The 13,389-nt window shown below is 66.6% G+C and carries 12 protein-coding genes and 1 tRNA gene; 9 read left to right on the top strand and 4 right to left on the bottom strand.

The genetic code is table 11. The features are described from left to right. Nucleotides 1-8: 8 nt before the first annotated feature. The gene (locus tag HSRCO_RS04505) at nt 9-527 is read right to left on the bottom strand and encodes a hypothetical protein (RefSeq protein WP_259519221.1); all 519 of its coding nucleotides are present in this window, start codon (nt 525-527) and stop codon (nt 9-11) included. A gap of 58 nt (nt 528-585) precedes the next feature. Between HSRCO_RS04505 and HSRCO_RS04500 the strand changes: the two genes are divergently transcribed. The 3 genes from HSRCO_RS04500 (at nt 586) to HSRCO_RS04490 (ending at nt 4,031) form a co-directional block, all read left to right on the top strand. Beyond that, nucleotides 586-933, top strand: coding sequence for a DUF192 domain-containing protein (locus HSRCO_RS04500; RefSeq protein WP_259519220.1), 348 nt, complete (start codon nt 586-588; stop codon nt 931-933). A 117-nt stretch (nt 934-1,050) separates the two neighbouring features. Then, on the top strand, nt 1,051-2,547 hold the full coding sequence (locus HSRCO_RS04495; protein WP_259519219.1) for a 2-isopropylmalate synthase: 1,497 nt from the start codon (nt 1,051-1,053) through the stop codon (nt 2,545-2,547). Between the two features lie 143 nt (nt 2,548-2,690). Then, complete coding sequence (locus HSRCO_RS04490) at nt 2,691-4,031, top strand: Nramp family divalent metal transporter (RefSeq protein WP_259519218.1); 1,341 nt, start codon at nt 2,691-2,693, stop codon at nt 4,029-4,031. Between the two features lie 387 nt (nt 4,032-4,418). Here HSRCO_RS04490 and HSRCO_RS04485 read toward each other — a convergent pair. Beyond that, nucleotides 4,419-4,503: transfer RNA gene (locus tag HSRCO_RS04485), tRNA-Ser, on the bottom strand. A 213-nt stretch (nt 4,504-4,716) separates the two neighbouring features. Between HSRCO_RS04485 and HSRCO_RS04480 the strand changes: the two genes are divergently transcribed. After that, the gene (locus HSRCO_RS04480) at nt 4,717-6,819 is read left to right on the top strand and encodes a secretion system protein (RefSeq protein ID WP_259519217.1); all 2,103 of its coding nucleotides are present in this window, start codon (nt 4,717-4,719) and stop codon (nt 6,817-6,819) included. Beyond that, entirely contained in the window at nt 6,816-8,651 is a 1,836-nt protein-coding gene (locus tag HSRCO_RS04475; protein WP_259519216.1) for a type II secretion system F family protein, read from the top strand. The genes HSRCO_RS04480 and HSRCO_RS04475 overlap by 4 nt, the downstream gene beginning before the upstream one ends. On the opposite strand, the gene HSRCO_RS04470 is transcribed toward HSRCO_RS04475, so the two are convergent. Together HSRCO_RS04470 and HSRCO_RS04465 are read right to left on the bottom strand one after the other, a co-directional pair. Further along, entirely contained in the window at nt 8,589-9,182 is a 594-nt protein-coding gene (locus tag HSRCO_RS04470; RefSeq protein ID WP_259519215.1) for a hypothetical protein, read from the bottom strand. The genes HSRCO_RS04475 and HSRCO_RS04470 overlap by 63 nt on opposite strands. Continuing rightward, on the bottom strand, nt 9,179-9,952 hold the full coding sequence (locus HSRCO_RS04465; protein ID WP_259519214.1) for a P-loop NTPase: 774 nt from the start codon (nt 9,950-9,952) through the stop codon (nt 9,179-9,181). Before HSRCO_RS04465 ends, HSRCO_RS04470 begins: the two co-directional genes overlap by 4 nt. A 153-nt stretch (nt 9,953-10,105) precedes the next feature. On the opposite strand from HSRCO_RS04465, the gene HSRCO_RS04460 reads away from it, so the two are divergent. The 4 genes from HSRCO_RS04460 (at nt 10,106) to HSRCO_RS04445 (ending at nt 13,368) form a co-directional block, all read left to right on the top strand. Next, nucleotides 10,106-10,867: a proteasome assembly chaperone family protein gene (locus HSRCO_RS04460; protein WP_259519213.1), complete on the top strand. Its 762-nt coding sequence runs from the start codon at nt 10,106-10,108 to the stop codon at nt 10,865-10,867. A gap of 103 nt (nt 10,868-10,970) precedes the next feature. Further along, a complete protein-coding gene (locus tag HSRCO_RS04455) occupies nt 10,971-11,153 on the top strand; it encodes a hypothetical protein (RefSeq protein WP_259519212.1) in 183 nt (60 codons plus the stop codon). Nucleotides 11,154-11,235: 82 nt separating this feature from the next. Then, nucleotides 11,236-12,435, top strand: a complete 1,200-nt coding sequence (locus tag HSRCO_RS04450; protein WP_259519211.1) for a pyridoxal phosphate-dependent aminotransferase — start codon at nt 11,236-11,238, stop codon at nt 12,433-12,435. Between the two features lie 177 nt (nt 12,436-12,612). After that, entirely contained in the window at nt 12,613-13,368 is a 756-nt protein-coding gene (locus HSRCO_RS04445) for a TrkA family potassium uptake protein (RefSeq protein WP_259519210.1), read from the top strand. Nucleotides 13,369-13,389 lie beyond the last annotated feature (21 nt).

The following is a 13,389-nucleotide window of genomic DNA, read 5'->3' as shown; positions in this document are numbered from 1 at the left end:
AACCCGGATCAGTCCTCGGTGTCGAATCGGTCGGCAGCCGACTCGAAGGAGAGTTCGGAGAGTTCCCTGCTCCGGCGTTCCTCGCGGGCGGCCAGCGCCTCGGGATCTGGATTCGTGTCGTCGCCCACACGCGCCCACGAGTCGTGGACCTTGGCGTGACACCACCGACAGAGGTACACCGTTATCTCGTGGCCGACGTCGCGGTCGTCGGCGTAGGCGAGGTGGTGCTCCTCGAGCAGTGGACGTCCGCCATCGTGGGCGTCCCGGCGCTCCGTGAGGCCACAACGCGCACACTCGCGGTCCGTTTCCCGGAACCGATAATGGGGACAGTCGGCCCAGGTCCACTCGTCGTCCGCCACAGGGCACCGGAACTCCTCGGCGCGTCTGGCCGAGGAGAACTCGGGGTCCTGGCCCGGAAAGTCGAAGGCGAACCGGCAGCGCCCGTCGCTGGTCGCGTGATCGCAGACGCCCGCGTGGTCGTACGGGTCGTCCACGCCGACGGAGGTGCCGGTCGGCGTCTTCTTCATATCCGCCCTGGGGGCGCCCGAGAGTAACGCTTTTCGACCGCGCCCCCGACTCCCGGATGTGTACCTGCGCCACGAACGAGCGGGCGAGATCCGACGCCTCGCCACCGACGTCCAGACCGCCGATTCCGTCCTCGCCCAGATGCGTGGGCTGATGTTCCGCCGGTCGATCCCGGACGATTTCGCACTCGTCTTTCGCTTCGATTCGGTCGGGAACCGGGACGTCCACATGCTGTTCGTCTTCGAACCGCTCGACGTCATCTGGATCGTCGACGAGGAGGTCGTCCGGATCGAACGCCTCGAACCCTGGACCGGCATCGCGGCCCACGAAGCCGACACCCTCGTCGAACTGACGGCGGGTGGCGCCGACGACGTTTCTGTCGGAGACACCGTCCGACTCGCCGACTGAGCAATAGTTGCGAAATCTGTCGGACTGACGGATTTATATAGAGGGACCGCCATCACTGTGCTGTGGCAGCGATGACCGCGGATCGATTTATTCGGGGTGCGGAATAGCCTCACCTCCATGGACGACGACGTACAGCTACTAGACACGACGCTCAGAGACGGCGAGCAGGCACCAGGGGTCTCCCTCTCGCCCGAACAGAAGGCCGAGATCGCCCGGCACCTCGACAGGGCCGGCGTCTCCGTAATCGAGGCGGGAAGCGCCTGCACCGGACCGGGCGAGCAGCGCACCATCGACCGCGTCACCGACCTGGACCTAGACGCAGTCGTGACCAGTTTCGCCCGCGGGGTCAGACACGACGTCGACCTCGCGCTCGACGTGGACGTCGACGGGGTCAACCTCGTCGTTCCGGCCAGCGACCGGCACGTCGAAGAGAAGGTCGGAACGACGAAGGCGGGCGTCCTCGAGACGACAGTCGACCTCGTCGAGTACGCGACCGACCACGACCTCTGGGTCGAGGTCATCGGCGAGGACGGCAGCCGTGCGGACCTCGACTTCCTCGAGGACCTCATGGTCGCGTCGATGGACGCGGGCGCCGACCGGTTCGCGTTCGCGGACACCGTCGGGCACGCCAGCCCGGACTACGCCTTCGAGGCCGTCTCCCGACTCGTCGAACACGGCCCCGTCAGCACGCACACCCACGACGACCTGGGGCTGGCGGTCACGAACGCCCTCGCCTCCATCGCGGCTGGCGCGGACCTGGTCCACGCGACGGTCAACGGCATCGGCGAGCGCGCCGGCAACGTGGCACTCGAAGAGGTCGCCATCGCGCTCTGGCACGCTTACGACGTCGAGACGGTCGATACCGAACAGCTCTACCGGTTGTCGAGTCTCGTCGCCGACGCGACCGGCGTGGTGCTCCCACCGAACAAGGCCGTCAGCGGGGACAACGCCTTCGCCCACGAGAGTGGCATCCACACGGACGGGACGCTCAAGGACGAGCGGATGTACGAACCCTACCCGCCGGAGGCGGTCGGCCGTGAACGGCGACTGGTCCTCGGGAAGCACGCCGGCCGTGCCGGCGTCAAGGCAGCCCTCGCCGAACACGACGTCACAGTCACCGACGAGGACCTCGCCACCGTGGTCTCACGGGTCAAGGAGATGGGCGAGCGCGGTCGACGGGTCACCGACACCGACCTGCTCGCCATCACCGAAGACGTGACCGGTCGCGACCGAGAGCGGAACGTCGAACTACTCGATCTGACCACGGCCAGCGGAAACGGGACACCCGCAGCGAGCGTCCGGTTACGGGTCAACGACGTCGAACAGGTCGCCAGCGGGACCGGCAGCGGGCCGGTCGACGCCGCAATGAAAGCGGTGCGTGAGGCGCTTGGCAGTGTCGAGTTCCGCCTCGACGAGTACCACGTCGACGCCATCACGGGCGGCACCGACGCGGTCGTGACCGTCGACGTGACCCTCCGGGTCGGCGATCGGACGGCGTCGGTCACGGCGAGCGACGTGGACATCACTCGCGCCAGCGTCGAGGCCATCGTCGACGGCCTCGACCGCCTCCTGCCCACCGAGGGCGACCGGAACGAGCTACCGGCCGACGACTGACTCGTCTCGGTACCGCCATTTTCGTCTGTCCGGCACCCGGAATGGACAGCAGCGAACAGCGACGAACGGACCCGGCCGTCAACCGACACCGACGTCCGATACGGAACCGTTTTGTACACCCTGCGTAAGTGGCAATCACACGCATGTCATCGACAGGGACAACACCGGATCTCGAATACCCGGCGGAGGGCTGGACCGGGTTCGTCCGCGAGCACCTGGGACCATCGCTCATGTGGGCACTCCTGGGCATCGGCGGCAGCCACATCGTCCTGGCACCGACGCTCGGCGGATTGTACGGGCTCTTCGCTGTCTGGATCGTCGGCCTGGTGTATCTGGCGAAGTACGGCGGGTGGGAACTGGGCATCCGGTACAACTACGGGATGGGCCGCAACCCCGTCGAGGGGTACGGCGACCTCCCCGGCCCGGCCCACTGGGGACAGTGGTTGACGCTCCTGATCTATCTCGTCGGCTGGACGACCATCCTCGCGGCCGTCGGATTCACCTCCGCGACGTTCGCGGCCGCACTCGTCCCGGGATTGACGCCGATCCAGCTCTACGTCGGACTGATCGGCCTCGCGATGGCCCTGACCCTCGCCTCCCGGTACTCCTGGCTCGAGAACCTGATGAAGATATTCGTCGTCACCCTCGGGCTGTTGATCGTCCTCGGCCTGTTCGTCGCGCCGCCCTCGGCCACGGTCGTGAGGGAGACGACCTTTGCCGTCCCGGACGTCACGGCGCCCGGATTCCTGGGGCTGTTCGCCGCCATCGCCGGCTACGCGCCGACCGGGCTGAGTACGACCGTCACCATCGGAAGCTGGAGTCTGGCGAAAGAACAGGGCGCTCGCGCGCTCCGCGAGCAGAACCGCGATCCGCACGACGAACAGTACCACGACTACATCCGCGCGTGGATGGACGTCGGGAAACGCGATTTCCGTATCGCCTTCGGGTTCAGCTTCGTGTTGATCGTTAGCATGATCTTCCTGGCCTCCTCGGTCCTGTATCCGACGCCACCGAAAGACCAGAACGTGGCCCTCGCCATCGGAAACCTCTTGCAGGATAGCTTCGGTCCGTGGTCGTTTTACGTCCTGATCGTCGGCGCCTTCGCCGCCCTCTACTCGACCGTGATCACGGTGATGGATGGTGCGGCCCGCGTCAACGCGGACGTCCTGGACCTGGTCCTCGACCGTGAGGTCGACACCGACCGGTACCGACGGCTGTTCATCCTGGCGATGGGTATCGCGAGTATCGTTCCGATCCTCGTCATCGGACAGTTGCCGGTGACGCTGGTCATCTTCTCGGCGGCCCTGATGGCCATCCTCCAGGTGTTCTTCTACATCGCGAACTACTACATCGTCGACAAACACCTCCCCGAACCCTTCCAGCCGACCACCTGGCAGCGGGTGTATTACGGGATCACCATCGTCCTGGTCGTCGGCTTCGGCGTCATGGGTGCGATGGGACGACTCGGCCTCGTCGGGGGCTGAGACTCGTTTTCGGCGGATATTCGCGTCACTTACCGATGCAGCCTACCTCCATAAGGCCGAGGGAGAGATTTGAACCACGGTCGTTCCGCTCCGCTCCACTCCCTGATTCAAATCACTCCGCCGTTTTCTTCGCAAGACGCTCAGAAAACGCCGAGGGAGAGATTTGAACCAGCGCAAGACAGTCCTGCTCGTTCGCCTCGCTCACTGCGCGGGCTGTGACTCGCTGGGTTCAAACTATGCAGGCGTCCTCGCTCACGGACGCCTCGCTACGCTCGTCGTCGAGTTCGCGAGAACGCCGAGGGAGAGATTTGAACCACGGTCGTTCCGCTCCGCTCCACTCCCTGATTCGAATCACTCCGCCGTTTTCTTCGCAAGACGCTCAGAAAACGCCGAGGGAGAGATTTGAACTCTCGAGTCCGTGAGGACAGTTGCTCTCGAAGCAACCGCCTTGGCCAGGCTAGGCTACCTCGGCTCATCTCGTACTAACCACGAAGGTGGGTTTATCCGTTTCGATTCGGCGGGCGGGAACGACACCGGGGCCGTCGTCATTTCCCCATCACCCGGCCGACCCGAGGGCACTCGAGGCGCCGCTCTGGCTGGGACGGTAACCGGGACATCCCGAACGCCATCGTGTTTTCACAGCGAGTACGAACCTTTTAATTATCGGGCACAGGAGCGTTATCCAATGGCCGATCCGTTACCGGCGACCGTCCCGTCGCCCGCTTCGCCAGGGGCGGCGACGGCGTGGTACGCCCCGGCCGTGCGGGAGCAGTACCGCATCGGCCCGGACATCGTGGCGACCGTCCGAGATGGCGACGATGGATTCGAGTACGAGACCAGAACACCGCCGATCGCGGCCGAGACGCGAGCGGCTGCCACCCGCGTCGAGACCTATCTCGACGGCGTCGAAGACGTGAACCGCCCGCGGACACGTGAAGGCACGGTCGAGCGGCTGGAGTCGGGACTCGCGCGTCCATACCGCCAGGTCGTCGACCGGATGACCGAGACGACCCCGGATCAGCGACGGCGACTGGGCTATCACCTGACGGCGTCCGTCCAGGGGCTGGGGTCGCTCACGCCGCTGGCGCTGGACGATCGCATCCGCGTCGCGGACGCGAGCGGCGACGATATCGTGGTCCATACCGTGGATTTCGCGCCCGCCAGGACCGAGTTCTCTACCGACGATCCCTACCTCGATCGATTTCTGAGCGAGCGACTGGCCAGGTATACGGTCACGTTCCACCACAGAGACGTGCCGGTGACGGTCTATCGGGAACGCGTCCTCGGCGGGGACGTCTTCGAAACCAAGTACCACGTTCACGATCCGGTCCGACTGCCGGGCGACGACGAGCTCCTCGCGACGGTCGAGGCGCGACTCGTCGAGGAATCCGTGGGGAAGGTGGTCGCGGACCGGGTGAGGTACGTCGAGGACCGGGCGCGCCGACTGTTGAAACGGAAGCTCGTGGCTGAATCCACTCGATCCGCGCTCGGAGTCGTGAGACGTGGACTCCGCGGTGCACTCGCGACCATCGGCGTCCTCGATCCACCGGTTCTCGGGCGAGATCTCGACGAACGCATCGACGACCTCGTTTTCCTCGTCGTCCGGGACCTGGTCGGCGAGGATCGACTGACGATCCCCATCAGAGACCCCCATCTCGAACGAGTCGAGGCGAACCGGGTCGGAGAGCGGATCACGGTCGTCCCCAGACCAGGTGCTTTCGAACACGAGGGGAGACTTCCGATGACGGCGATGTTCGAAGCCGAACGCCGCTTCGTCACGCTCGCCAAACGCCTCGCGGGCGCGGGTGGGGTCGAACTCGGCCCGCGAACACCGCATGCATCGGTGTCGTTCGAACCCGAGCCGGGCATGGCGATCGGCTGCTCTGTCGCGCTCCCGTCGGCCAGCGCAGACGGGCCCTACATCTCGATCGACAAACGTGGCCTCGATCCAGTAACTCCGGTCGACGCGCTCGAGGCAGGCACCCTCGAGCCCGAACTCGTCGGGCTACTCTGGCTCGCCATCGAACACCACCAGGCCATCGCGATCGTGGGCCCAGAACGGGCCAGACCGGCATCGCTCGTCGAGGCACACGCACCGTTCGTCCCCCTCGAGGACCAGCCAGTGACGATTGCCGATCGAACCCGATCGGTGACACTTCCCCACGAGACGGACATCTCGCTGACGACCGACGCGCTCGTCCCGGCGGCGGACGGGACGGCCCCGCTGGAACGCGCCACCGACCTCCGCCCGGACGTGACCGTCATGACAGCGCTCGAGCGCGAGGCGGCGTTCCGTCACTTCGGCGACGCGCTCGCGAGGGGGCAGGGACTGCTCGTCTCCGCGAACGCCGACGACTTCGCCGCCTTCGCCCACAGAGCCGTCGGCAAGGGGCTACCGCTCTACACCCTCGGATCCCTCGACCTCGTCCTGACCGTGCGGACCGTCGAGGGACAGACGGCGGTTACGGCGGTTGAGACTCCGACGTGTGATCCGGACGGTGGACGGATCGTCGTCGACAGCACGCAGTGTGGGCTTCGAGCGGTCCGCAACGAACCGGACGACGCCGATGGGGGACCCCAGTTCGCCACGTTCCTCGAATCGCTGGCGTCGAGAAGCGGCCGGTCGGTCGAGGACCTGGCGGCCGCCCACCAGCGTCGCGTCCGCTACGTGCGTTATCTCCGGACGGCGGGCATCGACGAGACGGACGAACTGTTCTCCTTCCTCGCCGACCTCCGCACCGACGAGGCGGCCACCGTCGAACGCATCCACCGGGTGCTATCCGAATGAGCGAACGGTCGTGGACGATGCTGGACGGCGTGCTGACACTCGCGTTCGCCCGAAATCCCAACGCTCCTCGAACCGCGCACCTTCGCCAGTTGTTCCGTGCGACGACCGGGTCGGGAGACATCACAGTATTCCTGGGACGCCTCTACGGACTGTCCTGGATCGCGTTCGCCCTCACCGCGGGCATCGGCTACGCGTTCGGACAGGCGCTCCCGCCGGTCGTCGATCGCCGGCTCGTCGCTGGACTGAGTGCGTTGCCGCTGCTTTCGCCGTCTTTCGTCGAGAAGGTGATAACGCCCCTTCTCGCGCTCGGTTTCGGGCTACTCGGGAAACGGGCGACGATTCGCGGTGCCGTCGTGCTCCTCGAGCGGCGCGCCCGGCGACAGCGCGATCGGATCGAACGGAGTCTCCCCCGGACCGTGCGGTACATGCACGTCCTCGCCTCCGGCACGACCGACGTTCGATCGCTCATCGCCCAGGTGGCCGAGCGCGAGCGCGCATTCGGTGAGACCGCACGAGCGTTCCAGCGTATCCAGGGGACCGCATCGATCACGGGAACCGTCGACGACGCGATTCGGATCATAGCGCGTGATACGCCCTCCAGGCAGCGTCTCGCGCCGTTCTTGTTGACACTCCGCTTGCGAGCGCGCGAAGGCCCGCAGGCGCTCGCTCGGTTCTTGCACCTGGAGAGTCGGATGCTCGCGAGACAGGACGCCCAGCGCGCCGGTACCGCCAAGCGGTATCTCGGGAGTGTCGTCCAGTTATTCGTCGTCTTGCTCGTGCTACCCGCGGTGGCCGTCGTCACGGTCGCAGTCGCCTCGGGGCTATCCGAGACGACGTCGCTCCCGGCGGTCGAGACGGCCCGATGGATCCGAGGACAGGTGCTGGTCTCCCCGGTGAGTGCGCTGGTCGTCCTCGTCCTCGGATTCGGGGCGAGTGGTCTCGTCTACGTCCTGCGCCCGGCGGGGTATCGGTGGTCTCGGTACCGGAGTTCGAACACGCTGTGGCGCGTGGTCGCGACGGCCCACCGGAATCCAGCGAACGCCCTCGTCCTCCTCGTACCCCTCGGGACCGTCCTCGTCGGCTGGTTCGCTAGCCACGGGACACCGGTATACACGGCACTCACCACCGGATACGTGCTGGTGGCCCTCCCAGTCGGACTGATCGAGTGGCGCCGGGCGAAACGCGACGCCGCGAAAGACCGGTATCTGCCGGCGTTCCTGCACGAGGTCGCCCACCAGGTCCACCTCGGCCGGTCGTTCACCGAGGCGGCCGAACACGTCGCCGACGACGAGCGACTCGGCCCGCTCGACCCGGACGTGGCCGATCTGGCGATCGACCTCCGCGTTGCCCAGAACGACCGGCCGGTCAGGGGAGCGGCACTCGACCGGTTCGTCGACCGGGTAGGAACGCCGCTCGCCGAGCGGACCGTCGGTATGATCGCGGGAGCGCTGGACGCGGGCAGTCAGACGGCAGCGGCGTTCGAGGCCCTCCAGAGCGAGGCGGGGCGATTGTACCACCAGGAGCGAGCCGTCAAAGACGAGATGTCGCTCTTTCTCGCCATCGGCTGGGCGGCCTCGCTGCTCGTCGTCGGTATCGTCGTCGCCGTCAACGTGGCCGCGCTGGGAACCACCGTTCCCGTCGGTGGCCAGACCGCGGCTCTCTCTGGTGGGCCGACAAGGCCACCGATGTTCTACCTCCTGACCCAGGCCACGGTTCTCGCCAGTGGCTGGTTCGCCGGTGTCGCCGGTCGGGGGGTCTACGAGGGGCTGTTACACTCCGGAGCGCTGGTCCTCGTCACGTTCCTCGCCTTCGCCGGGTCCGGACTGCTGTGAGCCACCGAGGTCGTCGAACCCCCACGCCGCCGCCTTCCGCTTCGCCTCGGCCCGCGCACGCTCGCGGATCGCCCGAATCTTCTGGTCGTCCTCGAGGAACGCCTCGACCGCGTCGAGGCCTTGCTCCGCAGGTCGCGCTTCGACGGCGCCAGTCCGTTCTCTCGTTCGAGTCGCGAGCGACTCGTCGCCGGCCAGGCGCTCCGCCGGGGCGTCCGGTGGAAGACTCGCTCCCTCGGGACGGACATCGAGTTCGCTGGGCGACAGCGCGACCAGTCTGACACGAAATGGGCCGGTCGCCGCGAGCTCTGCGAGTACGTCCGTCCCCGTCGCTCCGGTCCCGGTGTGCGTCGCGTGTGTCGGAATCCCCGCTTCGAACCACACGACGCCCGAGCCCGATACGTCGAGCAGGAGCGCCGCCTGAGGAACGATCTCCGCGTAGCCGGTCAACTCCCGTTCGAGGGCCGTTTCGAGCGGGTCGCTGAGGCCCGTCACCACGCGGTCGAAGGTCGCCTGTCCCGACGGCAACGTCATGGTGGATCGGGGATGACGGCGTTCCGGAAGCGGTCGGCGAACGCTTCGGGTTCGCCCACGGCGACGTCGATGGCGTCGGCCGCGTCGCGGTACGCGCCGCCGGCATCGCTGTCGGGAGCGTGGGCGAGCAGCGGCGTTCCCGCCCGGCGGGCCTCCCTGGCGGCGTCGTCCATCGGGACGGTCCCGATGATCGGTCCCTCGAAGTACTGACCAGCGCGGTCGACGATCCGGTCGACCGACGCAGGGTCGTGGACCTTGTTGAACAGGACGCCGGCGACGCCGGTCCCGTAGGCCGTCGCGTACTCCTGGACCTTGAGCGCGTCAGTTATCGCCGGGATGGTCGGCTGAACCACCAGGACGATGCGGTCGGCCAGGGCGACGGGCAGTACCGCGCCGCGACTCCCGAGGGTCGCCGGGGAGTCCAGAAGCAAGACGTCCGTGTCCGCGGCGAGGTCGGCGATGACCCCACGAAGGCGGGTCGGGTCCGCCGCCTGGAAGGCCTCGAGACTCGTCCCGCACGGGACGATGCGCATCCCGAACCGGTCGCACGTCGCTTCCTCGAGGGTTGCCTCGCGGTCGGCGACCAGCAGGTCGTGTAAGGTCACGTCGACGTCAGCCAGGCCGGCGTGAAAGAGGAGATTCGCCATCCCGGTGTCCGTGTCGACCACCGTCACGTCGTAGTCACGTGCCAGCGCCATCCCGAGGGCGAGCGTCGCCGTCGTCTTGCCGGTTCCACCCTTCCCCGACGCCACGGCCAGGGCGTCAACCATCGGAGGGACTCCAGGGCGACCGAGGTACTCCGGGAACCCGTCTCATTCGTTCGCCCGTTTATCGAACTGAATGAAAGTGCTTTCGGATGGCCAACGCGCGAAACTCGGCGACCGAGGCGTATCTTTACGTGCCAACCGACCGAACTGTTTCGCATGAGCAGCACCGATCCGGCCACCTTCGATCAGTTGACCCCCATGGAAGCGGCGGAGCCGACGCTCATCGAGGGCCTCCCGGGCCACGGGCTCGTAGCATCCATCGCCGTGGACCAGATCACCCGCCAGCTCGGACTGGAACACCACGGCAACATCTCGGCCGACGAGTTTCCACCGGTCGTGACCTTCGAGGACGGCATGGTTCGTGATCCCGTCCGGGTGTACGCCGGGACCGATCCCGCAATCATGACCCTCCAGAGTGATATGGCGTTGCCGCCGCAGTCCTTCGAACCGCTATCCAAGTGCGTCCTCCAGGATCTCTCGGACGAGTTCGGACAGGCCATCTTCCTGGCCGGTGCTCCCGCCGAAAGCGAATCCGAACGCGGGCAGGTCAACGGCATCGCGACGACCGACGGGATGCGACAGAAACTCCAGGACGCCGATATCGACCTCGCGGAGGAGCCCGGGCTCGTCGGCGGCGTGACCGGTGCCCTCGTGCAGGCGTGTTTCCACGGTGGCGTCCCGGCGGCGGTCCTCATCGTCAAAGCACACCCGTTCCTGCCGGACCCGGGAGCGGCCCAGGAGGTCGTCGAGAACGCCCTCGAACCACTGGTCGACTTCGACATCGACACCTCGGAGCTCGAACAACAGGCAGACGACATCCAGAAGCGGATGTCCCAGATCGCCCAGCAGTACCAGCAGATGGTCGAGGAACAACAGGGTGGCCGAACGGATGCCGGTCAGCCCGGGATGTTCCAGTGATCACGGAACCGCCAAAGTGGGCCGAGAGGCGGGGCCGAGGTCGGGATCGAACCGGCCGACCACAACCGTCACGGATTAGAGGGATGGCTCCAAAGGACCAGGTATGACCGACTCAGTCACCCAGCCGACCCCGTGGCACAACCCACCCGAGATGTCGGCGTTCGGGATCATCATCGCGGCGGGTATCGCGCTCGTACTCCTCCCACTGTGGCCGTTCATCGCGGTCCTCTTCATCTGGGGTCGGATGAAACAGTCCGACGCGCTCCAGAACGTTCTGGGCGAGTGAGCGACGGCGGTTTTCTCCGCTCCCCCGTCCGATAGCGCCGAGCGTCCCCAACAGCTATGGGCCGTTCCATCGACACCACGGTGTGAACCGAACGCCCCTCCGAAAGACGCTCTCCGAGCGCGTCCGATCGCTCGAGTCGACTCCGATGCGCGCGATGGTCGACCGTGCCGAGAACCGCGGCGGTGACGTAATCAACCTCGCCTTCGGCGACCCCGACTTCGACACGCCCGCGCACATCGTCGACGCCGCACTGGCCGCCGCCACGAGCGGACAGACACACTACACGAGCAACTTTGGTATCGAGCCACTCCGGGCGGCGATCGCCCGCGACTACGCCGACCACGGCGTCACCGTGGACCCAGACGCCGAGATCGCAGTGACGACCGGAGCGATCCAGGGGTTGGCCTTCGCTATCATGGCCGTGGCCGACCCCGGCGACGAGGTCGTCGTCCCGACGCCAGCCTGGCCCAGTTACTTCACGCAGATCGGTGTGGCGACCGCCTCGCTCACGACGGTCCCACTGCGCCCGGTCGACGACTTCGCCCTCGACGCGGAGCGAGTAGCCGACACCATCGACGACGATACCGCAGCCGTCATCCTCTCGACGCCATCCAACCCGACGGGCCAGGTGTTCGACGCCGACGCCATTGCCACGGTCGTCGACGCGGCCGCCGAGCACGACGCCTGGGTCATCGCCGACGAGGTCTACTGGCGACTGGTCTACGACGGCGAGTTCGAGAGCGTCGCCAGCCTGACCGACTACGACCGCGTCGTCGTGGCGAATTCGGCGTCGAAGACCTACGCGATGACGGGGTGGCGTGTGGGCTGGCTGCTCGGCCCGGCACCCTTCGTCGACACGCTGGCCCAGCTCCACCAGGCGTTTAGCACCTGCGCATCGAGTGTCTCCCAGCACGCGCTCCTCGCGGCCATGGAGGGGCCTCAGGAACCGATCCAGGAGATGCAAGAGGCGTACGCACGACGTCGCGAATACGTCGTCGACCGGCTCGAATCGATCCCGGGTGTCGACGCGCCGGCGCCTCAGGGCGGTTTCTACGTCTTTCCCGACGTGCGCGCACTGGGGGACTCGAGTCTCGACGTCGCGACGAGACTCGTCGACGAGACCGGCATCGTGACCGCGCCGGGTGTCGGGTTCGGCGACGCCGGCGAGGGGCACCTCAGGATCAGCTTCGCCTCGAGCATGGCGGACCTCGAGACGGCCTTCGATCGCATCGAGACGTTCGCGACGCGGACGATCGAAGACGATCGAGGATCGGAAGACTGACCGAGGACCGGTTCGCTGACCACCACACGATTCCCACGATTGTACCGAACACTGTCACAGTAGGAACGCCTATATCACTCCCATCGCAACCGGTTCGTAACTCCCCACCGTGTCTGGAACCACTCACGACATTCGGACGACGCCGCAGTATCGACAGCGCCAGGTGGTGTGTCGCCGATGAACCCGATCCACGCCGTGTTCCGAGCGTTCGCTCGTCGCTCGCTACTACGACGGCTCCTCCGGCCGATACTGGCGTTCGCGGCCGTGGTCGTGGCCGGTGTCGTCGGCTTCCGGCTCATCGCCGGCGTCGGAATCATCGAGGCGCTCTTCTGGTTGCTCGACCCGACGTCCATCGAGTTGTACTTCCAGCATCACGACGGTCCGGTAACGCTGGTGAAAGCGTACGCCATCGTCGTCCTGAGTGGACTGGTCGTCGCCGGACTGTGGACCGGTGAGACGGTGTTCTCCGCCGCGTTCGGTGGCCGAATCACGGAGGAGGTCAATCGCATGCAGATGCAAAGCTCCATCGACGAACTCGAGAATCACGTCGTCGTCTGCGGGTACGGCACCTTCGGCAAGACCATCGCCAATCGGTTAGCCATCGCCGATCGACCGGTCGTGGTCGTCGAAGCGGACGACGTCCAGTACGAACGGGCCCTGGCGGACGATCACTTCGTGGTCCAGGGCGACGCCCGACGTGAGGACGCACTCACCGCCGCGGGCATCGATCGCGCATCGACGGTCATCGGCGCCGTCGACGACACCGACACGAACGTCAAGGTCGCGGTCACGGCGAGCCAACTCGCCCCGATGGTCCGCGTGGTCGTCAGGGCCGGCGACGAGATGGACGAGGCGGTCGCCCGGCGGGTCGGCGCAGACAAGGTCATCGTTCCGGAGGTCGTCAGCGGCGATCGGGTGTTCGAGACGCTCTGATCGGCCGAGCGACGGTACTGG

Source organism: Halanaeroarchaeum sp. HSR-CO, from assembly GCF_024972755.1.
In the GTDB taxonomy this organism is placed as follows: Archaea; Halobacteriota; Halobacteria; order Halobacteriales; family Halobacteriaceae; genus Halanaeroarchaeum.
The sequence above is the reverse complement of the archived record's forward strand: the minus strand, read 5'-3'. Positions and strand labels throughout refer to the sequence as shown.

Coding starts and splice junctions, on each gene's coding strand:
- HSRCO_RS04505 (WP_259519221.1), bottom strand. CDS start 527: ATGAAGAAGACGCCGACCGGCACCTCCGTCGGCGTGGACGACCCGTAC.
- HSRCO_RS04495 (WP_259519219.1), top strand. CDS start 1,051: ATGGACGACGACGTACAGCTACTAGACACGACGCTCAGAGACGGCGAG.
- HSRCO_RS04490 (WP_259519218.1), top strand. CDS start 2,691: ATGTCATCGACAGGGACAACACCGGATCTCGAATACCCGGCGGAGGGC.
- HSRCO_RS04480 (WP_259519217.1), top strand. CDS start 4,717: ATGGCCGATCCGTTACCGGCGACCGTCCCGTCGCCCGCTTCGCCAGGG.
- HSRCO_RS04475 (WP_259519216.1), top strand. CDS start 6,816: ATGAGCGAACGGTCGTGGACGATGCTGGACGGCGTGCTGACACTCGCG.
- HSRCO_RS04470 (WP_259519215.1), bottom strand. CDS start 9,182: ATGACGTTGCCGTCGGGACAGGCGACCTTCGACCGCGTGGTGACGGGC.
- HSRCO_RS04465 (WP_259519214.1), bottom strand. CDS start 9,952: ATGGTTGACGCCCTGGCCGTGGCGTCGGGGAAGGGTGGAACCGGCAAG.
- HSRCO_RS04460 (WP_259519213.1), top strand. CDS start 10,106: ATGAGCAGCACCGATCCGGCCACCTTCGATCAGTTGACCCCCATGGAA.
- HSRCO_RS04455 (WP_259519212.1), top strand. CDS start 10,971: ATGACCGACTCAGTCACCCAGCCGACCCCGTGGCACAACCCACCCGAG.
- HSRCO_RS04445 (WP_259519210.1), top strand. CDS start 12,613: ATGAACCCGATCCACGCCGTGTTCCGAGCGTTCGCTCGTCGCTCGCTA.